Source organism: Collinsella sp. AF23-4AC, assembly GCF_003462685.1.
Taxonomy (GTDB): Bacteria; Actinomycetota; Coriobacteriia; order Coriobacteriales; family Coriobacteriaceae; genus Collinsella.
In genome coordinates this window covers 1-19,211 of the sequence record NZ_QRVE01000012.1, presented here as the reverse complement: position 1 = coordinate 19,211, position 19,211 = coordinate 1, and the positions used below count along the sequence as shown (strand labels likewise).

Below are 19,211 nucleotides of genomic sequence, written 5' to 3'. Positions count from 1 at the left end.
GCTCGTGCCCAATGCCATCCAGACTTTCCCGACATTCGGGGGCGACTGGTTTCGACACGATAGCTCTGAGAGAGGAAGCAAGCCGAGGTCTCCTCGCCTCGTTAAACAGGGGTACCGTCAAATTGAATTGACAACAACTCTTCTTTTGAGCCTATGGCTCTCGCTGCTTAGTTTATAGCGGCGCGTCAACCCGGTGATTTCCCCGACACCGGCGCGACGTCATTTTAGGGGAATGCTCCTGCGCACGTAATCGGTATGGCGCGGGCTAAGACCGAACCGGTTGGGATGCCGCGAGCGTGTCGCTGCGCGCAAAGCGTCCGAGACTAAACCAGCGACTGAGCTTGGAGATGCCAATCAGGGGGCTTTCGTGGACCGGAGTTCGATTCTCCGCGCCTCCACCATAAGTAACAGGCAGGTAGATACTCATATCTACCTGCCTTTTTATTTCTTGTCCGCACCGCGGAGAATCGAACTCTGTGCAGGGCGCGGGCGTAAAGAAAACGCGTAAGCGTTTTTAGCCCGCGGGCGAGGACGCCGGCAGGCGGCCGAAGCCGGTGCGTATTTGCGAAGCAAATACACGGATTCTCCGCGCAAAGCCCCAACCCAATATCGATGCGATGTCGATTAAGCTCCGGCTGCCCATGCCCCGCTTCAACGCAAGCCCCAAACCGCGGAGAATCGAACTCTGCTCCAAAACCCATGCGCCCTCCATTCCAAAACTGGGTAGAAGAAAGCCAAAACGCAATCGCAGGAGGTCAATATGACTGCAGAAGATAAGGCAAAGAACGCCGGCAAGGTCGCGCTCGTCTTGGAGGGCGGCAGCTTCCGCGGGCAATTTACCGCGGGCGTGCTCGACGTTCTCATGGAGGCTGGCGTCGAGATTCCGGCTGTCTACGGTGTATCGGCCGGCGCCCTCAACGGCGTGAACTACAAGTCGCACCAGATCGGCCGTGCCAACCGCATCAACCTGGCTTTCTGCAACGACAGCCGCTTCATGGGCGCCGCATCGTTTGCGTCCACGGGCTCCATTGTGGGTTACGACTTTATCTTCAACGATGTCCAGGACCGCCTGGATCCCTTTGACAGCGAGACGTTCGACGCGAGCCCCATCGAGATGTACGCCGTCGCGACGGACATGCTCTTTGGAACCGCCACGTACCTCCCGGTCAAAAGCGCCGTGCTCGATCTCGACGCCGTGCGCGCCTCGACCTCGCTGCCGCTGGTGACGCCGCCGGTCGAGATTGACGGGCACAAATACGTCGACGGCGGCGTGGCCGATTCGGTTCCTATCGAGCATGTGCTCGAGGAGGCGGGCTTCGACCGTGCGGTCGTCATCGTCACCCAGGACCGCTCGTATGAGAAAAAGCCCTACGAGTTTTTGCCTGCCGCGCGTGCGCGTTATGCCGACTACCCCTATCTGCTCGAGGCTATCGAGACGCGCCACGACCGTTACAACATCCAGCGCATGCACCTGTGGAAGTATGAACGCGAGGGTCGTGCGCTGGTCATCGCTCCGCAAAAGCCGGTCGAGGTCGGCCATGTCGAACACGATTCGGCAAAGCTTTTGGACCTGTATATCCAGGGCCGTCAGGAGGCGAAGCGCCTGCTCGCGGAAATCCAAGAGTTCGTTGAGCGCTAGCGACGGCGAACTCTCAAAAATGAGAACAGCTAAAGAGCTGGAAAAATCACGGCTCGTGGATGACATGTGCAGAAACTCTGGTCGGAGCCAAAATACCTGTTGACTCGTACGGCGAGCGGGGTAATATGGACGGGTTACTTGCAGAGCCCCGTGAATCTCTGTAACAACACGTACTGTACATGGAGGAGTCTAAGTGATTTCGAAATCGACTCACTACGCCAAGCAGGGCGAGGTCCAGCGCAACTGGGTTCTCGTCGACGCCGATGGTGCTGTCCTGGGCCGTCTTGCCACCCAGATCGCAATGATCCTGCGCGGTAAGAACAAGCCCCAGTTCACGCCCAACAGCGACTGCGGCGACTTCGTTGTCGTCATCAACGCCGATAAGGTCCAGCTTACCGGTAACAAGGCCGACACGAAGACCTATTATCGCCACAGCGGCTACAACGGCGGCCTCAAGGCTGAGAGCTTCCGCCAGGCTATGGAGAAGCACCCGGAGAAGGTCATCGAGCGCGCCGTTCGCGGCATGCTGCCCAAGACCACCCTCGGCCGTGCCCAGATGACCAAGCTTAAGGTCTACGCTGGTGCCGAGCATCCGCACGCTGCCCAGAACCCCACGAAGATTGAGCTGGAGGCTTAAAGATGGCTGAGAACACCGTTGTCTACCAGGGTACCGGCCGTCGTAAGAACGCCGTCGCCCGCGTCCGTCTCGTCCCCGGCACCGGCAAGGTGACCATCAACAAGCGTGACGCCGAGCAGTATTTCGGCCGTCATCAGCTCGTTGAGAACGCCCTTGCTCCCTTCAAGGTGACCGACACCGCCGGTCAGTTCGACGTTATCGCTCTGTGCGATGGCGGCGGCATCTCCGGTCAGTCCGGCGCTCTGCGTCTGGGCATCGCCCGCGCTCTTCTGAACGCTGGCGACTACCGTGCTGACCTCAAGAAGGCCGGTTTCCTTACGCGCGATGCTCGCGTGGTCGAGCGCAAGAAGTACGGCCTCAAGAAGGCCCGCCGCGCTCCCCAGTTCTCCAAGCGCTAAGGTTTTATCTCCTTTCGAGATACAATGTACAAGCGGGGCCTGCCGATTCCTCGGCGGGTCCCGCTTTTCTTTTTCGACTAGGGTGGGCGGTTGCATATCGCCTGCTAGGGAAGGAGCGATCCTATGCCCCAGAACATCTTCGGTACCGACGGCGTCCGTGGCGTCGCCAATGCCGACCTCTCATGCGACCTTGCGTTTCGCCTGGGCCGCGCGGCGACCAAGTTCCTTGGTCCGGACATCTGCATCGGCCGCGACACGCGTCTTTCGGGCACCATGCTCGAGAGCGCTCTGACCGCCGGCATCATGGCCGAGGGCGGCCGCCCGCATTGCTGCGGCGTCATCCCCACGCCCGCCGTGGCGCTGCTCACTGTTCAGAACGAGCTCGATGGCGGCATCGTCATCTCCGCTTCGCACAATCCGCCGGAGTTCAACGGCATCAAGTTTTTTAGCCGCAAGGGCATGAAGCTTCCCGATGCTGTCGAGGAAGAGATCAGCGCCTGGGTCATGTCCGAGGAAGCCATGGCTGCCGACACGCTGCCGACCGGTGCCGGCGTGGGCCACATCATCAAGATGAAGGACGCTCGCAAGGCATACGTCGACCACGCCATCGATACGCTTGATGGCCTGAGGCTCGACGGCCTGGTCGTTGCCGTCGACTGCGGTCATGGCGCTTCTTGCCAGACTACGCCCGCCGCACTGCAGCGCCTGGGTGCCACGGTGCACGCTATCAACACCGATTATTGCGGCACCGACATCAACGTCGAGTGCGGCTCCACCCATCTTGAGCCCCTGCGCGAGCTCGTGCTGCGTACCCATGCCGATATCGGTCTGGCTCACGATGGCGACGCCGACCGCGTGCTCTTTGTGGACAGCGAGGGCAACGAGATCGACGGCGACTACATCCTGGCTATCTGCGGCTCCGATCTCGCCGCTCGCGGAAAGCTCGCCAACTCCGAGATCGTCTCGACCGTCATGTGCAACCTGGGCTTCTCCATCGCTATGAAGGAGCAGGGCTTCGAGATGGTTCAGACCGCCGTGGGCGACCGTTACGTTCTGGAGCGCATGCTCGCGGACGGCGCCGTCATCGGCGGCGAACAGTCCGGCCACATCATCTTCCTGGAGCACAACACCACCGGTGACGGCCTGGTGACGGCTCTGCAGCTGCTGGCCGTGCTCAAGCGCACCGGTCGTACCCTCACCGATCTTGCCGGCATCATGAAGAAGTACCCGCAGGTGCTCGTCAACGTGCATTCGGACAACAAGGCCGGTCTGGACGATTGCCAGCCCATCTGGGATGCCGTCGCTGCTGCCGAGAAGGAGCTTGACGGCCGCGGCCGCATTCTGGTGCGCCCGAGCGGTACCGAGCCGCTGGTCCGCGTGATGGCCGAGGCCGAGACGCACGAGCTGACCCAGCGCGTTGTCGACGACATCGTCGAGGTTGTCAAGCGCGAACTTCCCTAATGGTCAAAAACGGGTGCCAAGTGGTAAACTGTTAAGGTTATTTTGGTTGATCGGTATGTCCGAGGGGGAGCATGTTCACTAAAGTCCTAAGGTCTTTTGGTATGCGTGATCGAGTCCTTACGTTGGATGCTCCCATCTCGGGTGACGTCATTCCGCTCTCCGAGGTAAACGATCAGACGTTTGCTACCGGCCTTTTGGGCCAGGGCGTTGCCATTCAGCCTACGGGTACGCGCGTGATCGCGCCGGCTGACGCGAAGGTCGAGGCTATTTTTCCCACGGGACACGCCGTTGCGCTTAACACGGTCGATGGTCTGGACGTGCTCATCCACGTTGGCTTGGACACTGTTCAGCTCGAGGGCAAGCACTTTACCGTACATGCGCAAGTGGGTGACATCGTTCATAAGGGCGATGTACTCATTGAGTTCGATCGCGAGGCAATTGCCGCCGAGGGCTACGATGTGACGGTTCCCATCTTGGTGTGCAACTCCGTTGAGTTCTCGAGTATCAAGGGCTCCGTTGGCGTGCATGTCGAAGAGATGGACCAGCTCATCGTTGCTCGCGAGCGCTAGCAAGTGCACGTGGCCATTAGCCTACAATTCAAACACGTTTACGGAGGGCGCCCTTGAAAGAGGACGCCCTCCGTGGCAAGATGGGATTTGTCCGAAGCTAAAAGGCTTCGGGTCACCGTGGACGGGCAGGGGCCTCGACGCGGCTAGACACGAGACACATACATTACGCGACCTCGCCCTGGTGGCCGCACACGTTGGTTGCGGCCGACGCGGGCCGCGGGCAAGTGCTTGTAAGGGGAGCCTTGCCTCTCTTGTACGAGAAAGGACGCGTAATGAAGATCATTAAAGCTAAAGACTACGAGGATATGAGCCGCAAGGCCGCCAATATCATCTCGGCGCAGGTTATCCTCAAGCCCGACTGTGTGCTGGGCCTTGCCACCGGCTCCACCCCGATCGGTGCCTACAAGCAGCTCGCTGCTTGGTACGAGAAGGGCGACGTCGACTTTGCCGAGGTCAGCACCTACAACCTGGACGAGTATCGCGGCCTTTCGCACGACGATCCCCAGAGCTATCACTACTTCATGCGTGAGAACTTCTTCGATCACATCAACATCGACCTGAACAACACGCATGTGCCCGACGGTTCCAACCCCGATGCCGCCGCTGCCTGCTCTGAGTACGACAAGATCGTCGCCGCCGCCGGTTACCCGGATCTGCAGCTGCTCGGCATTGGCAACAACGGCCACATCGGTTTCAACGAGCCCGATGACCACTTCTCCAAGGGCACGCACTGCGTCGACCTCACCGAGAGCACCATTCAGGCCAACAGCCGCCTGTTCGACAGCATCGACGATGTTCCCCGTCAGGCCTACACCATGGGTACCCAGACCATCATGTATGCCCGCATGATCCTGGTCGTCGCCAACGGCGAGGCCAAGGCTCAGGCCGTGCATGACATGTGCTATGGTCCGGTTACGCCCGCGTGCCCGGCTTCGATCCTGCAGCTGCACACCAACTGCGTTGTCGTTGCCGACGAGGCCGCCCTTTCGCTCTGCGAGTAGCGCGAATTCTGCACCTCGACATAGCCTTGCCTAAGGCCTCCGCTTTGCGGGGGCCTTTTTGCTATCCCTTTTTGCCCATTTGACCATAATCTTGCCGCAAGCTTGACGAATGCAGGATGTCCAACAGTTTGATTCATTCCATACCAGATTCTATGCAAAAATGCCACTAAAAGGTCGTAGACGGTAGCGGGTGCTAGGCGAGTTGAATGACATAGATGAACCTTGTTTATCTGCGTTACACTGCCGCTTAGATGGGACAAGCTGACAAGCTCATTTACCTGCTTAAAGACCGATTAGTTGGGGGATTAATAACAATCGGTCCTCGCTGTACAAAAACTTGCCGCTTGCGTACCAAAAGACAACCTAAAACACAAGGTCGCTCTATTCATAGCGCGGCTTGTATGGTCTTGCGGCTACAGTGTCCATACGGTCGAGTTGAGGAGCGGGCATGGAAAACGATTTGAGCAGTATAGACGAGCTCGAGCTGATGCCTCTGGGCGGAGGCTGTATGGTGCGACGCGAACGCTTGATGAATGAGCTTATCGCCAAGGGCCGAAAGGCCGGCATCGTGGTTCTTTATGCGCCCGACGGGTTTGGGAAGACCTCGGTGCTGCTGCAGTACACCCATGAGGTTAAATGCGACCCGACGCGAGGCCCCGTGCGGATTATCGAGGCCGATCGCGCCATTGGGCGCGAGGTGTTTATGCAGCTCGAGGTGGTTACCGAAGAACTCAAAGACAAACCGCACTCCCTTATCGCGATTGATAATGTGCCAAACCTCGATCAGCACGATACCGAAGACCTCATCGAGAGGATTCGCGGCCTGCGCGCTATGGGGGTAGGGGTCTTTATCTCCTGCCGTCCTTCAAATCGTCAGCTGATTCATGGGCTGGGCGATTCGGTTAAGATCAATGCGCAGATGCTCAAGGTGCATGCCTATGAGTATTCGGCGTGGGCATCGGCGTTTTCGATCAGCACATCGCTCGACTTTTATCAGCTTACGCAGGGCGTGCCCGAGCTCGTCTCGGCATTGCAGACGGGTCTGTATGGCCAAGGCGACGTAGCCGGCCTGCTCGAAAACGAGATTGTCAACGTATATGGCGCGGCACTTGTCGATCTGGCTTCACTCGACAATAATGCGCTGTTTTGCGTGGCATGTCTCATGATTTTGATGGGCGAGGGCAATATCGCAGAACTCGAGGCTTGTGGGGTGAGGCTGTCGATGGTCGACCAGTCCTACTTTGTACGCGACTACCCGATCTTTGGCTTGGACCCCGCCGAGCGGAGTTTTACGTGTCTGGGCACGGAGGATAACGGGCGCTTGCGTTTGCGTAAGTTGGTGGCCGAGGTTCGCCCCGAACTTGTTCCGAGGGCGGCCCGGATTTTGCTTAAGGCGGGCCGATGCGATGCGGCGATGGGCCTGGCGGACGCCTTTTTGGACCGTGAGGCGGTCCTTGAACTTGCTGGGCAGTATGGGGTCGATCTGACTCTGACGGGACACGGGGCCGATATCTGCCGAGCAGCGCTGGGCACGATCGATGCCGACGATCCGGCTCCAGAGCCAACGCCTGCCGAGGCGCTTGGCGTATATCTGGCAGCGGTCAGCGTGTCCAATACAAAGCTCGCTCGCTATATGGCATCGGTCATCGAGCGCGGGGGCGAACGGGCGGCCTGCGAAATAGACCCTGTTTCATGGAGGGTGGCCCAGACACTGACGGCTGTTTGCTATGGGGACAACGGGCTTGGGCTTCCTACGAACCTGGCCGTGCCAGAAATCGAGACATTCCATACCGCACTCGATATGTTGTCCGCGCATATCGAGGTCAAGCGCTGCCTGACCGAGCGGGGAGATGACGGCGGCGTTCTTCAGCAGCTCAAAACGTGCAAGGCCTACGACTGCGAGCTCGACATTGCGGGGATTGTTATACGGGCCGATAGCATGCTGGTGGAGCTCTTTGACGGGTCGTTTGCGGGAACCGACGAGCGCGACGACGAGATGACGGTGGTGCGGGAGGCGCTCGACGTACGTGGGCTTAAGGCGATGGCTATCTGGGTGCGCATGGTGTTGGCGGCACGGCGGCTCCTTTCCGGCCTGCCGGTAACCGACGACGCGGCATTTAACGAGCTCGACCGTTTTGCCGTGCGCATGCGCGACAACCAGATTCAGCTGTTTGGCCTGTTGCTAGAAGGCTGGCAGTCGCTGGCAGAGGGACGGCCGGTTAATGCAAAGTTCCGTGCGGTCCAAGTGCTCAAACTTGCCGAGGAGTCGATTGCGTACATGCGCGATAACGCATTGCTGCTGGAGCGCGCGGCGTATCTGCGTAACACCTCGATGGTTTCGGTGCGCGAGGAAGCGGAGCTACTCGATATAAGCCAGACGCAGGTTGGTGGCGCAGAAGCCTGGATGGTGGCGCTGCATTTGGCCTGTGCGGGCCGAGACAGCGACCTTGCGGCCTGGATGTCCATGAATCGCGCGGGGATTCTGGAACCATCGTATCGGCTCTTTGCGCGCCTTGCCATGCATTGTCTGGGCGAGCCGGCGACCAGGATTCGCAAGAAGCTTCCCGTGCGCGAGCTGTCGCGGTACTCGTTGCGCGACGATTTGGAAGGGGAGGGCGAGCGCCTGTTCCAGGCCGGTGAGGTTGAAGCCGTTGATACCATCGACCATATCGAGATTCGTATGTTTGGGGCGTTTCGTGCCGAGCGCGACGGGTTTCCCATCACGGACAAAATGTGGCGCCGCAAGAAGGCGGCGACACTTGCCGAGCGGCTTGCGCTGGGCATGGATGCGCTCGTCGATCGTGAGACGCTGGCCATGGAGCTGTGGCCCCATGCCGAGTTCAATAGCGCCCGCAACAACCTGTACTCGACGATATCGCGCTTGCGGTCGGCTTTGGGACCGACGCCGGATGGCAAGTCGTGTGTGCTCATCCAAAATGAATGCATCGGACTCAACGGCGACTACGTCAAGACCGATGTACGGCTGTTTGACCAGATAAGTCGCGAGGTTTTGGGAAATCGCACGGGTGCGCGCGGGCCCCATTTAGTTGAGCTGTGCCTTAAGATTGAGCAGCTTTATGCCGGACCGCTGTATGTTCCCAATGGCTGTAACCCCACCTACTTTTTGCGTATGCGACGCATTATGCAGTCAAAGTACATCGATTGCATGATTAAGGGAGCAAATGCCGCCCTAGAAGAAAACGACCTGCAGTCGGCGATTTGGCTGGCGGAGTCGGGGCTTCGGCAGGAAACGGCGCGTGAGGATATGGTGCGCTGCGCCATGCGCGTCTACAGTGCGGCGGGGCGGCGGCGCGATATCGTCGAGCTATACAGTGGGCATATGCACCATCTGAGGGAGCAGGTCAATGGCGTGCCCGAGCCCGAGACGCGGCGTCTATACGAGCGCTTGGTGGAGGGGCGGCTCAATCGCGTGCTGGTCGAGCGATAAAAAACGGGCGCCCGAAGTACTTGGGCACCCGTAAGCTTGCTATGTGTTGGCTCGCTGGATCATTGGCTCTTAGACGAGCTTGATCTTCTCGATGTCCTTGCGCGAGGACTCGCGATACAGCGAGAACTTGCGGCCGATGACCTGGACGACCTCGGCGTGGCAACGCTCAGCGAGCTCTTCGGCGGCCTCGCGGGCGGAAAGACTGGAGCCATCGAGCACGGAGCACTTAACGAGTTCGTGCTTCTCCAGGTAGGCGACCGTCTGCTCGACGGTGCCCTCGTTGACATCGGACTTACCGATGATGATGGCGGGGTTGAGGTGATGGGCCATGCTGCGAAGCTGCTTGACCTGGGCTCCTGTCAGTGCCATGGGTTCTCGCTTTCTATGTAAGGGGCGCCCCGCGACGGGGCCTTAATCTACGTGAGCTGTCCCACGATAGCGCAGGAACGGCGCGGTGTGGAGCGTGTTTGCCCAGTTCAAAAAGAATGCGGATGCCGAGTGAGTGGGCGGTGCGGGCTGCGAACAGGCTATGAGCTGGGCGCAGAGACCGGATCCCATGCAATAAACGCCCAACGAACCTTGCGGACATGATCGAGCATATAGCGCCCCTGCGGCACGCCCTTGGAGCCCGGCTCGCCGGCATGGGGATTCTCAATCATGTGTTGGGCGATGTAGTCGCGCAAACGGTCGATCTTATCCTCGTTGCCATGCTCAAGCATGCGGGAAAAGTCCGCCACGCCCGCTTCAAGGCTGTCGAAGGTATCGCGACGCGGCGATTCAAAGTATGTAACCTGCGGCAGGGCACCCATCTGAATGAGGATGTTGAAGGCGTACACAAAGCCATTACTGCAGGTAACCGAGGCACCGATAGCGTTCATCAAGTGCAGATCATAGCGCGGGCTGGAGTTAGCGACCATCGTGACAGCACAACGCCGACGAGCCGTTCGATCAAGCTTGGCAAGCGCATCTTTTAGATTGGTCGTCGTAACCGACCGACTGGCAAAGGCAACATCCACCGCTTTCGCGACCGGTCCAACCAAATCCCAATCATCATCCCAAGCAAGCTCAAGCGGCGTAATGCGATCCTCGAGCCCATAGTACTCAATGCCAGCATCAAGCGTGCCCAACATGGCAGGGGAGAAGTCAGCCGCAATCACAGGATGCCCAGCCTGAGCAAGCGGAATAGCAATCGACCCAGCTCCACATCCCATATCCAGCACCGACTCGCCGGGCTCAAGCGTCAACAACTTTATAAAATCCCGGGCATAAGGGGCAGTTTCCAGTGGACGAAAATGCCGAGCCCTTTTATCCCACTCAAAAGAATCATCAGCCCGCCGCCGATCAGCTTGCAGACGCATCCACTCCTGATTCCAATCAACAGAAAGAAGCTCAGAGCGAGCATCCCCATCAACCACGGGCTAACCTCCTAGCAACAAAAAAGCGACTCCTCCCAAAAGAAGAGCCGCAACCAGCATATATCAGAAAAAGAACCGTTCCAACGCCAAACCGCCGCACCAGCCAAGTGGTGCAGGAGCGAAGCAACTGCAACCGGGATAGAACCCAACCGAGGTCCCGTTGTGCGGGAGCCCCGGGGAGGGCAAATATATAAGGTCGATCGCGAGTTCCGCACGAGCCGGAGAGCACTTAATGTGCTCTCCGTGCGAGTCAGGACTGTCCGAGCAGGCGACCTTATATATTTGCCCTCCCCGGGGCTCCTCGCCCGAACCCCTCAGCTAGTTCTTGAGCGAGTTCAGCGGCGCCGGGAAGCGTCCGCCACGGTGAGCAAGCACGGTGCCGGCGTTGGGGTTCACCGGCATGATGGGTGCACGGCCGAACAGGCCTCCGTACTCGACGCAGTCGCCCACGCCCTTGCCGATGGCGGGAATCACGCGGACGGCCGTGGTCTTGTTGTTGATAACGCCGATGGCCATTTCGTCGGCGATGATGCCAGCGATGGTCTCGACCGGGGTGTCACCGGGGATGGCGATCATGTCCAGGCCAACGGAGCACACGCAGGTCATGGCCTCGAGCTTCTCGAGCGAAAGCGCGCCGGCCTCGACGGCGGCGATCATGCCGGCGTCCTCGGACACGGGGATAAAGGCGCCCGAGAGGCCGCCCACGCTGGAGCTGGCCATGACGCCGCCCTTCTTGACGGCATCGTTGAGCATGGCGAGCGCGCAGGTCGTGCCCGGGCCACCGCAGGTGCCAACACCGATGATCTCGAGGATGCGGGCAACGGAGTCGCCGATGGCAGGCGTGGGAGCCAGCGACAGGTCGACAATGCCCTTCTCGACACCCAGACGATGGGCGGCCTCGCGGCTCATGAGCTCGCCGGCGCGGGTGATCTTAAAGGCGGTCTGCTTGATCTTCTCGGCAACCTCCATCATCGATGCGGAATCGGGTAGCGTCTCCAGGGCTGCGGCCATAACGCCGGGGCCCGAGACGCCTACGTTGATGACGGCGTCGGCCTCGCCACCGCCGTGGACGGCGCCCGCCATAAACGGGGAGTCCTCGACCATGTTGGCAAAGCAGACAAACTTGGAGGCGCCAACGGAGTCCTGGTCGGCCGTGAGCTTGGCGGCATCGATGATGGTCTGGGCGGCCATAAGCACGGCGTCCATGTTGATACCGGCGCGCAGGCTGGCGACGTTGACGCTGGAGCAGACGCGGCTCGTGGTGGCGAGCGCCTGGGGGATGGACTGGATGACGCGGCGGTCGGCGTCGCCGATGCCTTTCTGGACGAGTGCGGAGAAGCCGCCCAGGTAGTCGATGCCGAGCGTCTCGGCCGCGCGGTCGAGGGCGTGCGCGATGGGGGTGAGGTCCTCATCCTTGCAGCACGCGGCAATCTGCGCCACCGGGGTGACGGAAACGCGCTTGTTGACGATGGGGATACCGTACTCGCGCTCGAGGTTCTCGGCGGTCTCGACCAGATGCTCAGCCGTGTGCGTCACGTGGTCGTAGATCTTCGTGCACATGCGGTCGAGGTTCTCGTCACCGCAACCCATGAGCGAAACACCCATGGTGATGGTCCTGATGTCGAGGTTCTGCTCCTCAACCATGCCGCGGGTTTCCGCGATTTCTGCGGGCGTGATCGCCATCCTTGCGCTCCTATCTGCCAAAACGAGCATAGCCTTTTCTATTCTAACGTGCCGCACGTGCCAAGTGGCGCGTGCGGCACGTTTTGGTGCTCGGTTGTTTCCGTTGTGTTACTGCCCAAAGACCTCTTCGGCGATGCGTGCGCTTTCGGCGGCATCCTTGGCGTAGTAGTCCGCGCCGATCTGCTTGGCGTATTCGGGGGTGAGCACGGCGCCGCCCACGATGATCTTGACGCCCGGAACCTCGGCATGGAGCAGCTTGATGGTCTCCTCCATGGCGACGACGGTGGTGGTCATAAGCGCCGAGAGGCCGACGAGCTTAATGTCACGCTCCTGTACGGTCTTGAGCACCTCTTGCGGGTCGACGTCGCGGCCTAGGTCAAAGACGGTGTAGCCGTAGTTATCGAGCAGCATTTTGACGATGTTCTTGCCAATATCGTGGATGTCGCCCTTGACGGTGGCCACGCAGATCTTGCCCTTGTCGGCGATCTCGCCGGCGGGCATCAGGCGCTTGATGGTGTCGAAGCCCACGCGTGCGGCCTCGGCTGAGGCCATAAGCTGCGGCAAGAAGAACTTGCCCTGGTCAAAGAGGACGCCAACTTCGTCGAGGGCGGGGATAAAGTGGTTGTTGATGAGGTCCATAGCGTCGTGGTCTGCCAGCAGGCGCTCGGTCTCGGCAGCGATCTCGCCCTTGCGGCCCGAGACGACCATGTGGCGGATGGGGTCGTCATCGGCGCTTGCGGTGGTGCTTGCGGCAGGTGCGGCATCGCTCGATGCTGACTGGGCGGCCGCCGGGTTGGCGGCAATCTTATACGGATCGGTCCAGCCGGCGTAGCGCTCGATGTATCCGGTCGAGCCCTCGTCCTCAACGCTCAGCACGCGATAGCTGTAGACGGTATCCATAAAGCGCTTAGAGCCCGGGTTCATGATGGGGGCGTCGAGGCCTGCGCCAAAGGCGGCGGCCAAAAAGACCGAGCCCAGCAGCGGGCGGGCAGGCAGACCGAAGCTGATGTTCGACACGCCGAGCGCGCATTTGACACCCAGGCGCTCCTTGCACAGGGACATGGCGCGCAGGATCTGCTCGGCCTGGCGTTGATTGGTCGAGGCGGTCATGACCAGGCAGTCGATGAGGATGCGGTCCGGTCCGATGCCGTAGCGGGCAGCCTCGGCCACGATGCGCTCGGCGATGGCGAAGCGAGCCTCGGCGGTATCGGGGATGCCGCCTTCGTCGAGCGTAAGGCCGACAACGTTGGTGCCGTAGTGGGCGACCAGCGGAAAGATCTCATCCATGATCTGCTGCTTGCCATTGACCGAGTTGATGATGGGCTTGCCGGCGTAGCGGCGCACGGCGGCCTCGACGGCTGCAGGATCGGTGGAGTCGATCTGCAGCGGCAGGAGCGTGGAGCCCTGGAGCTGTTCGGTCGCCTGTTGGATAATCTTGACCTCGTCGATCTCGGGCAGGCCCACGTTGACGTCCAGGATGTCGGCGCCCTGCTCCTGCTGGCTGATGCCCTGGCTCACCACGTAGTCCAGATCGCCGTCGCGCAGGGCCTGCTGCAGGCGCTTTTTGCCGGTGGGGTTGATGCGCTCGCCTATGACGGCGATCTTGTGGCCGTCGCAGGGAAGGTCCACGACCGTTTGGGCGCTCGTGACCGACATGCTGGGCTTGCGGCGCCGCGGGCTGGGCGTGTGGTTGTCGATAAGCGTGCGCAAGGCCGCCATGTGCGCCGGCGTGGTTCCGCAGCAACCGCCCACGACGCCCACGCCGTCCTCAATCATGCCGGCGACGGCCTCGGCGTATTCGGGGGCTTGGATATCAAAGACGGTGTTGCCGTCGTCGTCCACATGGGGGAGTCCCGCGTTGGCCTGCACCATAACGGGCTTGTCGGTAACGGTGAGCATACGTGCGGCGAGTCCCCGGAGCTCAGCCGGTCCCTGGCTGCAGTTGATGCCCAGGACGTCGGCGCCGATAGCGTCGAGCGTGATGGCTGCAACCTCGGGGCTCGTGCCCAGGAAGGTGCGCCCGTCTTCCTCAAAGGTCATGGTGGCAAAGACGGGCAGGTCGGAGTTCTCGCGGCAGGCGAGGACGGCCGCCTTGATCTCGGCTAGGTCGGTCATGGTCTCGATAATAAAGAGGTCCACGCCCGCATCGACGCCGGCGCGAACTTCCTCGGCAAAGAGGTCATAGGCCTCGTCAAAGCTGAGGGTGCCCAAGGGGCGAAGCAACGCGCCGATGGGGCCGATGTCACCGGCGACGTAGCGGGCGCCGGCCTCGCGGGCACAGGCGACGGCCGCGGCAAAGACGTCTGCCACGGTGGCGGCACCGTCGAGCTTGTGGGCGTTGGCGCCAAAGGTGTTGGCGGTAATCACGTCGCAGCCGGCCTCGACATATTGACGCTGGATATCAGTGATAACCTGGGGCTCCTCAAAGTTGAGCAGCTCGGGCAGGGCGCCCGCCTTCATGCCGGCAGCCTGCAGCATGGTGCCCATCCCGCCGTCGAACAGCAGATGCCCCGTGCCCTCGATGGCGGCGCGCAGGCGATCGTCCTTAATGCGCAGATCGTCGATCGTGCGCGTCTTGTACGTGGCACCGTTGCGACGTGCGGCATCAACGGGTGCCGCCAATGCAGTGCCGTCAGAATCATGAGTGATAAGCGGAGTAAACATCGGGGGCTCCTAATGGCTGGAATAGCAGGTGGTGTGGGCGGCGCGGAAGCGACAGCTCTCGCGCATGCAGCAGATATTGCAGGTGGGGCGGGTCTGGGCGTCGTGGACTTCGCCGTCGAACAGGCCGATCACCGCGGTCACGCTTTTGGTGGGCATAAGCAGGCTGGTGGACGTGACGGTAAGCCCGATGAGCCGCGTGGCGTTGAGCGCGTTGACGATCGAGCTCTGGGCCGAGAGCGGGCAGTCACCGTAGCCGGGACTAAAGCGCCAGTTGCCGGCGAGTCCGTGTGCGGCGGCCGCAGTCTTGACTTGCTGGTCCATCTGCTCGACGGCGGCTTCCACATAGGCGGAGCACGCGGCATCGAGCACGGCTCCCTCTAGGGGCTGCTGGGCTCCCGTGGTGCGCAGGCGACGCTCGGCGTCCATGCCGAGGGTGCATGCCATGAGCGCGGCAAAGCGGGCGTCTTTGAGATGTCGATAGATATCGCGACCTCGCAGCTCAACGTTGGTACCGACCAAGCGAATGCAAGGCTCGCCCTGTTCATCGACGCCCGTGGCATCGATGGCAAATATGCGGCGCACGCCACGGGGCTCAATGTCCAGTTCTAGACGCTCGACCACAAGCTCAATACGTCGTGACAGCTCGGGCTCGATCTGCTGGCCGCCGTACCCCAGATACCGCAGCATCTCGGCACGGTCGACACGGGGATGGTGCGCAGCATCGACACGGTAAAGCGCCGGCGACGCAAGGTCGGCCGGCACTTCGACAGCGGTTGTATCGATGTGCGGTTTTTCCATTACCCCAGGCGCTCCATAATGGTCGCGGCGATCGCAGGACGGTTCATAGTGTACAGGTGCAGGCCGTCGGCGCCGTGCTCCTTGAGGTCGCAAAGCTGGCGGGCGGCATAATCTACACCGGCTGCCTGCAGGCTCTCGGGGTCGTTCTCGTACTTGGCGAGAATCTTGATGACGGGGGAGGGCAGCGACGCGCCGCACATAAAGACCATGCGGCTGATCTGCGACTTGCCCATAAACGGCATGATGCCCGCGGTAATGGGCACGGTGATATCGGCCTTGTCGGCAAGCTCGCGGAAGCGGTAGAAGCACTCGTTATCAAAGAAGAGCTGCGTCACAAAGAAGCTTGCGCCGGCGTCCTGCTTTTGCTTGAGGTATTCGACCGAGAGGTTGAGATCCTCACAGGCAATGTGGCCCTCGGGGTAGGCCGCGGCGCCCACGCAAAAGCCGGCGTCGATGAGCTCGGGGATGAGGTCGCGGGCGTAGGCGTAGTCGGAGGCGGGCTTGTCGTCCTCGGTCGCGCCGGCGGGGAGATCTCCACGCAGGGCCAGGATGTTTTCCACACCGGCGGAGCGGTACTCGTCGATTTTGGCGGCGATATCGGCATGCGTGCGGCCGACGCAGGTGAGGTGTGCCACCGAGGGTGTATCGAATTCGCTCGTAATCATATGCGCGATGGGGGCGGTGGTGGCACCGTTGCCCGAGCCGCCGGCCGAGCAAGTAACTGAGACAAAGCTCGGCGAAAGCTTGCACAGGTTGCCCGCCACCTCGCGAGCCGTGTCGAGGGTAAGCTCGCCCTTGGGCGGGAACATCTCAAACGAAACGGGTGCGGTGCCCTGGGATGCTGCCTGCTTAAAAACCTCGTCGACGCGCATATCGTGCTCCTCTAGATACGTAATAGTGTGATGTGTTGTAAGGATTCTACTGCACCACTGTGCCACGGTGGAGTTTCACTCGCTATTTGGGGATACCAATCAAAGATGCCTTGCTATCGACATTTCCTATAACAGGGCGGGCAATCTAGGATGGGGCTATATTGAATGGTATCTGATGCGAAATACCAGTTAATAGAGCCCCGTCCCAAATTGACTACCCTTAAACCATGGGGAGAGGTCTGCAATTTATGCAGTTGATTGGCTGTTGAGGGTGGCAACGCCGCCTCGATAGGGTAACCTCATTGATTGGTTTCGCGACAGCAACATAACGGTAATGTCGCGGAAACACGGCGAGTCTAAGCTATGACTCGTTCGTTAGTAATCAACACCGCTTCTCACGCGGTGCCGATACGAAGGGAGTTCCGTATGGCCGAACTTACTGACCGCTTCGGGACCATGGTGTTCTCTGAGGAAGTCATGAAGGACTACCTCCCCAAGGACATTTGGAAGCGCCTTGCTGCAACCCTCGAGGGCGGTGAGCCGCTCGACCTGGATGTGGCCAACGCCGTTGCCCACGCCATGAAGGTCTGGGCCATCTCCAAGGGCGCGACGCACTACGCGCACTGGTTCCAGCCGCTTTCGGGCATTACTTCCGAGAAGCACGACAGCTTCCTGGAGCCCAACCACGACGGCACCGCCATTACCAAGTTTACGGGCAAGAACCTCATCCAGGGCGAGCCCGATGCTTCCAGCTTCCCCAACGGCGGCCTGCGTGCCACCTTCGAGGCCCGTGGCTACACCGCTTGGGATCCCACCAGCCCCGCCTTTATCAAGGACGATGTCCTGTGCATCCCCACGGCTTTCTGCTCCTACACGGGCGAGGCCCTGGACAAGAAGACCCCGCTGCTGCGCTCCATGACTGCGCTCTCGCGTGAGTCCAAGCGCGTTTTGGCGCTGTTCGGCAAGACGCCAAAGAAGGTTGTTCCTTCCGTGGGCGACGAGCAGGAGTACTTCCTGATCAAGAAGGACGCTTACCGCAAGCGCAAGGACCTGGTCATCACCGGCCGCACCCTCTTTGGCGCCGCTCCCTGCAAGGGCCAGGAGCTCGAGGAGCACTACTTTGGCGCTATCCGCCCCACCGTCTCGGCCTATATGAAGGATCTGGACGATGAACTGTGGGCGCTTGGCATTCCTGCCAAGACCAAGCACAACGAGGTCGCTCCCTGCCAGCATGAGCTCGCCCCTGTCTACGGCGAGGTCAACGAGGCCATCGACCAGAATCTGGTCATGATGGAGAAGATGAAGCTCATCGCCTCCCGCCACGACTTGGTCTGCCTGCTGCACGAGAAGCCCTTTGAGGGCATCAACGGTTCGGGCAAGCACAACAACTGGTCGCTTGGCACCGAGTCCGAGAACCTGCTCGACCCGGGCGACACCCCGCTCGACAACCTGCAGTTCATCGTCTTCCTCACCGCGGTGATCGAGGCCGTCGATAACTATCAGGAGCTCCTGCGTGCCTCCGTTGCCTCGGCCGGCAACGATCATCGTCTGGGCGCCAACGAGGCTCCTCCGGCGATTATGTCCATCTTCCTGGGCGACCAGCTTACCGAGGTCGTCGAGAAGATCATCGATGGCAAGGCTTCCGTCCATGCCACGCGCGGCGTGCTTGACCTGGGCGCCGATACCCTGCCCAAGCTGATGCAGGACAACACCGACCGCAACCGCACCTCCCCGTTTGCCTTCACCGGCAACAAGTTCGAGTTCCGTGCCTGCGGCTCCGAGCAGAACGTCTCCGACTCCAACCTGGTGCTCGATGCCGCCGTGGCCAAGTCGCTCAAGTCCTTCGCCGACGCACTCGAGGGTACGCCCGAGGATAAGTTCCAGGACGCCGCGCTCGAGTACTGCAAGAAGGTGCTGACCGATCACCAGCGCATCCTGTTCTCCGGCGACGGTTACTCTGACGAGTGGCCCATCGAGGCCGAGAAGCGCGGCCTTGCCAACAACAAGACCACGGCCGACGCTCTTCCCGCCTTTGTTTCCGATAAGGCCATTGCGCTCTTTGAGGAGACGGGTGTCCTGACCAAGGCCGAGGCCCAGTGCCGCTACGACTGCAAGCTCGAGAAGTACAACAAGCTCATGAACATCGAGGCTACCACGATGATTCGCGAGGCACGTCGTACCTATCGCCCGGTCATCACCGCCTATGCCACCAAGGTCGCTAAGGGCCTGGAGGCAATCCGCGCTGCCGGTGCCGATGCTGCCATGCAGTGCGAGCAGAACACGCTCAACAAGCTCTGCAACGGCATCACCGCCATCAACGACTCCATCAAGGCGCTCGACGCCGTACATCAGAAGGCCGAGGCCCTCGATGGCCAGGAGCAGGCCAACGTGTACGCGCACGAGGTCGTTCCCGCTATGGATACGCTGCGCGCCGCCGTGGATGCCATGGAGGAGATCGTGGCCGCCGACTACTGGCCGGTCCCGACCTACGACGACATCCTGTTCTACGTGTAGGATTGGGACAACATACCGTCACGGTTGAAAGCCGGGGTCCGCATTACGCGGACCCCGGCTTTCTTGTTTCAAGACTTTAGTCTGCTGGCCGCGCAGCGGCCAGCTTTAAACC

General features: G+C 60.7%; 14 protein-coding genes and 1 other RNA gene. 9 read left to right on the top strand and 6 right to left on the bottom strand.

The genetic code is table 11. The annotated features are described in order from the left end of the window. The first annotated feature begins 37 nt into the window (after positions 1-37). The 8 genes from ssrA to DWY05_RS07020 all read left to right on the top strand — a co-directional run bounded on the left by ssrA (position 38) and on the right by DWY05_RS07020 (position 9,153). Positions 38-401, top strand: a transfer-messenger RNA (tmRNA) gene (gene ssrA, locus DWY05_RS07055). 359 nt (positions 402-760) lie between these two features. Next, positions 761-1,639, top strand: coding sequence for a patatin family protein (locus tag DWY05_RS07050; protein ID WP_117821011.1), 879 nt, complete (start codon positions 761-763; stop codon positions 1,637-1,639). Positions 1,640-1,832: 193 nt separating this feature from the next. Continuing rightward, the gene (rplM, locus tag DWY05_RS07045) at positions 1,833-2,276 is read left to right on the top strand and encodes a 50S ribosomal protein L13 (protein ID WP_022094635.1); all 444 of its coding nucleotides are present in this window, start codon (positions 1,833-1,835) and stop codon (positions 2,274-2,276) included. Between the two features lie 2 nt (positions 2,277-2,278). After that, positions 2,279-2,674 (top strand): 30S ribosomal protein S9, encoded by a 396-nt coding sequence (gene rpsI, locus DWY05_RS07040; protein ID WP_022094634.1) that lies wholly within the window; start codon positions 2,279-2,281, stop codon positions 2,672-2,674. Between the two features lie 123 nt (positions 2,675-2,797). Continuing rightward, positions 2,798-4,135, top strand: a complete 1,338-nt coding sequence (gene glmM / locus DWY05_RS07035) for a phosphoglucosamine mutase (RefSeq protein WP_006234694.1) — start codon at positions 2,798-2,800, stop codon at positions 4,133-4,135. 101 nt (positions 4,136-4,236) lie between these two features. Beyond that, the gene (locus DWY05_RS07030) at positions 4,237-4,704 is read left to right on the top strand and encodes a PTS glucose transporter subunit IIA (protein WP_370448090.1); all 468 of its coding nucleotides are present in this window, start codon (positions 4,237-4,239) and stop codon (positions 4,702-4,704) included. A 272-nt stretch (positions 4,705-4,976) separates the two neighbouring features. Continuing rightward, positions 4,977-5,705 carry a glucosamine-6-phosphate deaminase gene (gene nagB / locus DWY05_RS07025; RefSeq protein WP_055251013.1) on the top strand — a complete coding sequence of 243 codons (729 nt, stop codon included), beginning with the start codon at positions 4,977-4,979 and terminating at the stop codon, positions 5,703-5,705. A 448-nt stretch (positions 5,706-6,153) separates the two neighbouring features. Beyond that, positions 6,154-9,153 (top strand): BTAD domain-containing putative transcriptional regulator, encoded by a 3,000-nt coding sequence (locus tag DWY05_RS07020; RefSeq protein ID WP_117821009.1) that lies wholly within the window; start codon positions 6,154-6,156, stop codon positions 9,151-9,153. A 69-nt stretch (positions 9,154-9,222) separates the two neighbouring features. On the opposite strand, the gene DWY05_RS07015 is transcribed toward DWY05_RS07020, so the two are convergent. The 6 genes from DWY05_RS07015 to DWY05_RS06990 all read right to left on the bottom strand — a co-directional run bounded on the left by DWY05_RS07015 (position 9,223) and on the right by DWY05_RS06990 (position 16,585). After that, entirely contained in the window at positions 9,223-9,522 is a 300-nt protein-coding gene (locus DWY05_RS07015) for a YhbY family RNA-binding protein (RefSeq protein WP_006234690.1), read from the bottom strand. 158 nt (positions 9,523-9,680) lie between these two features. After that, complete coding sequence (locus DWY05_RS07010; protein ID WP_233504030.1) at positions 9,681-10,568, bottom strand: methyltransferase domain-containing protein; 888 nt, start codon at positions 10,566-10,568, stop codon at positions 9,681-9,683. Positions 10,569-10,886: 318 nt separating this feature from the next. After that, positions 10,887-12,251 (bottom strand): PFL family protein, encoded by a 1,365-nt coding sequence (locus DWY05_RS07005; RefSeq protein ID WP_035136908.1) that lies wholly within the window; start codon positions 12,249-12,251, stop codon positions 10,887-10,889. Positions 12,252-12,359: 108 nt separating this feature from the next. After that, positions 12,360-14,915, bottom strand: a complete 2,556-nt coding sequence (locus DWY05_RS07000; protein ID WP_199413373.1) for a homocysteine S-methyltransferase family protein — start codon at positions 14,913-14,915, stop codon at positions 12,360-12,362. A gap of 9 nt (positions 14,916-14,924) precedes the next feature. Beyond that, on the bottom strand, positions 14,925-15,713 hold the full coding sequence (locus DWY05_RS06995) for a hypothetical protein (protein WP_117837225.1): 789 nt from the start codon (positions 15,711-15,713) through the stop codon (positions 14,925-14,927). Beyond that, positions 15,713-16,585, bottom strand: coding sequence for a methylenetetrahydrofolate reductase (locus DWY05_RS06990; protein ID WP_117837224.1), 873 nt, complete (start codon positions 16,583-16,585; stop codon positions 15,713-15,715). The genes DWY05_RS06995 and DWY05_RS06990 overlap by 1 nt, the downstream gene beginning before the upstream one ends. Positions 16,586-17,011: 426 nt before the next feature. On the opposite strand from DWY05_RS06990, the gene DWY05_RS06985 reads away from it, so the two are divergent. Further along, positions 17,012-19,099, top strand: a complete 2,088-nt coding sequence (locus DWY05_RS06985; protein ID WP_117837223.1) for a glutamine synthetase III — start codon at positions 17,012-17,014, stop codon at positions 19,097-19,099. Positions 19,100-19,211 lie beyond the last annotated feature (112 nt).

Bases quoted from the DNA above. Each gene is read 5' to 3' on its own strand.
- DWY05_RS07020 (WP_117821009.1), top strand. From the start codon at position 6,154: ATGGAAAACGATTTGAGCAGTATAGACGAGCTCGAGCTGATGCCTCTG.
- DWY05_RS07050 (WP_117821011.1), top strand. From the start codon at position 761: ATGACTGCAGAAGATAAGGCAAAGAACGCCGGCAAGGTCGCGCTCGTC.
- DWY05_RS06990 (WP_117837224.1), bottom strand. From the start codon at position 16,585: ATGCGCGTCGACGAGGTTTTTAAGCAGGCAGCATCCCAGGGCACCGCA.
- DWY05_RS06995 (WP_117837225.1), bottom strand. From the start codon at position 15,713: ATGGAAAAACCGCACATCGATACAACCGCTGTCGAAGTGCCGGCCGAC.
- DWY05_RS07030 (WP_370448090.1), top strand. From the start codon at position 4,237: ATGCGTGATCGAGTCCTTACGTTGGATGCTCCCATCTCGGGTGACGTC.
- glmM (WP_006234694.1), top strand. From the start codon at position 2,798: ATGCCCCAGAACATCTTCGGTACCGACGGCGTCCGTGGCGTCGCCAAT.
- DWY05_RS07000 (WP_199413373.1), bottom strand. From the start codon at position 14,915: ATGTTTACTCCGCTTATCACTCATGATTCTGACGGCACTGCATTGGCG.
- DWY05_RS07005 (WP_035136908.1), bottom strand. From the start codon at position 12,251: ATGGCGATCACGCCCGCAGAAATCGCGGAAACCCGCGGCATGGTTGAG.
- DWY05_RS06985 (WP_117837223.1), top strand. From the start codon at position 17,012: ATGGCCGAACTTACTGACCGCTTCGGGACCATGGTGTTCTCTGAGGAA.
- DWY05_RS07015 (WP_006234690.1), bottom strand. From the start codon at position 9,522: ATGGCACTGACAGGAGCCCAGGTCAAGCAGCTTCGCAGCATGGCCCAT.
- rpsI (WP_022094634.1), top strand. From the start codon at position 2,279: ATGGCTGAGAACACCGTTGTCTACCAGGGTACCGGCCGTCGTAAGAAC.
- nagB (WP_055251013.1), top strand. From the start codon at position 4,977: ATGAAGATCATTAAAGCTAAAGACTACGAGGATATGAGCCGCAAGGCC.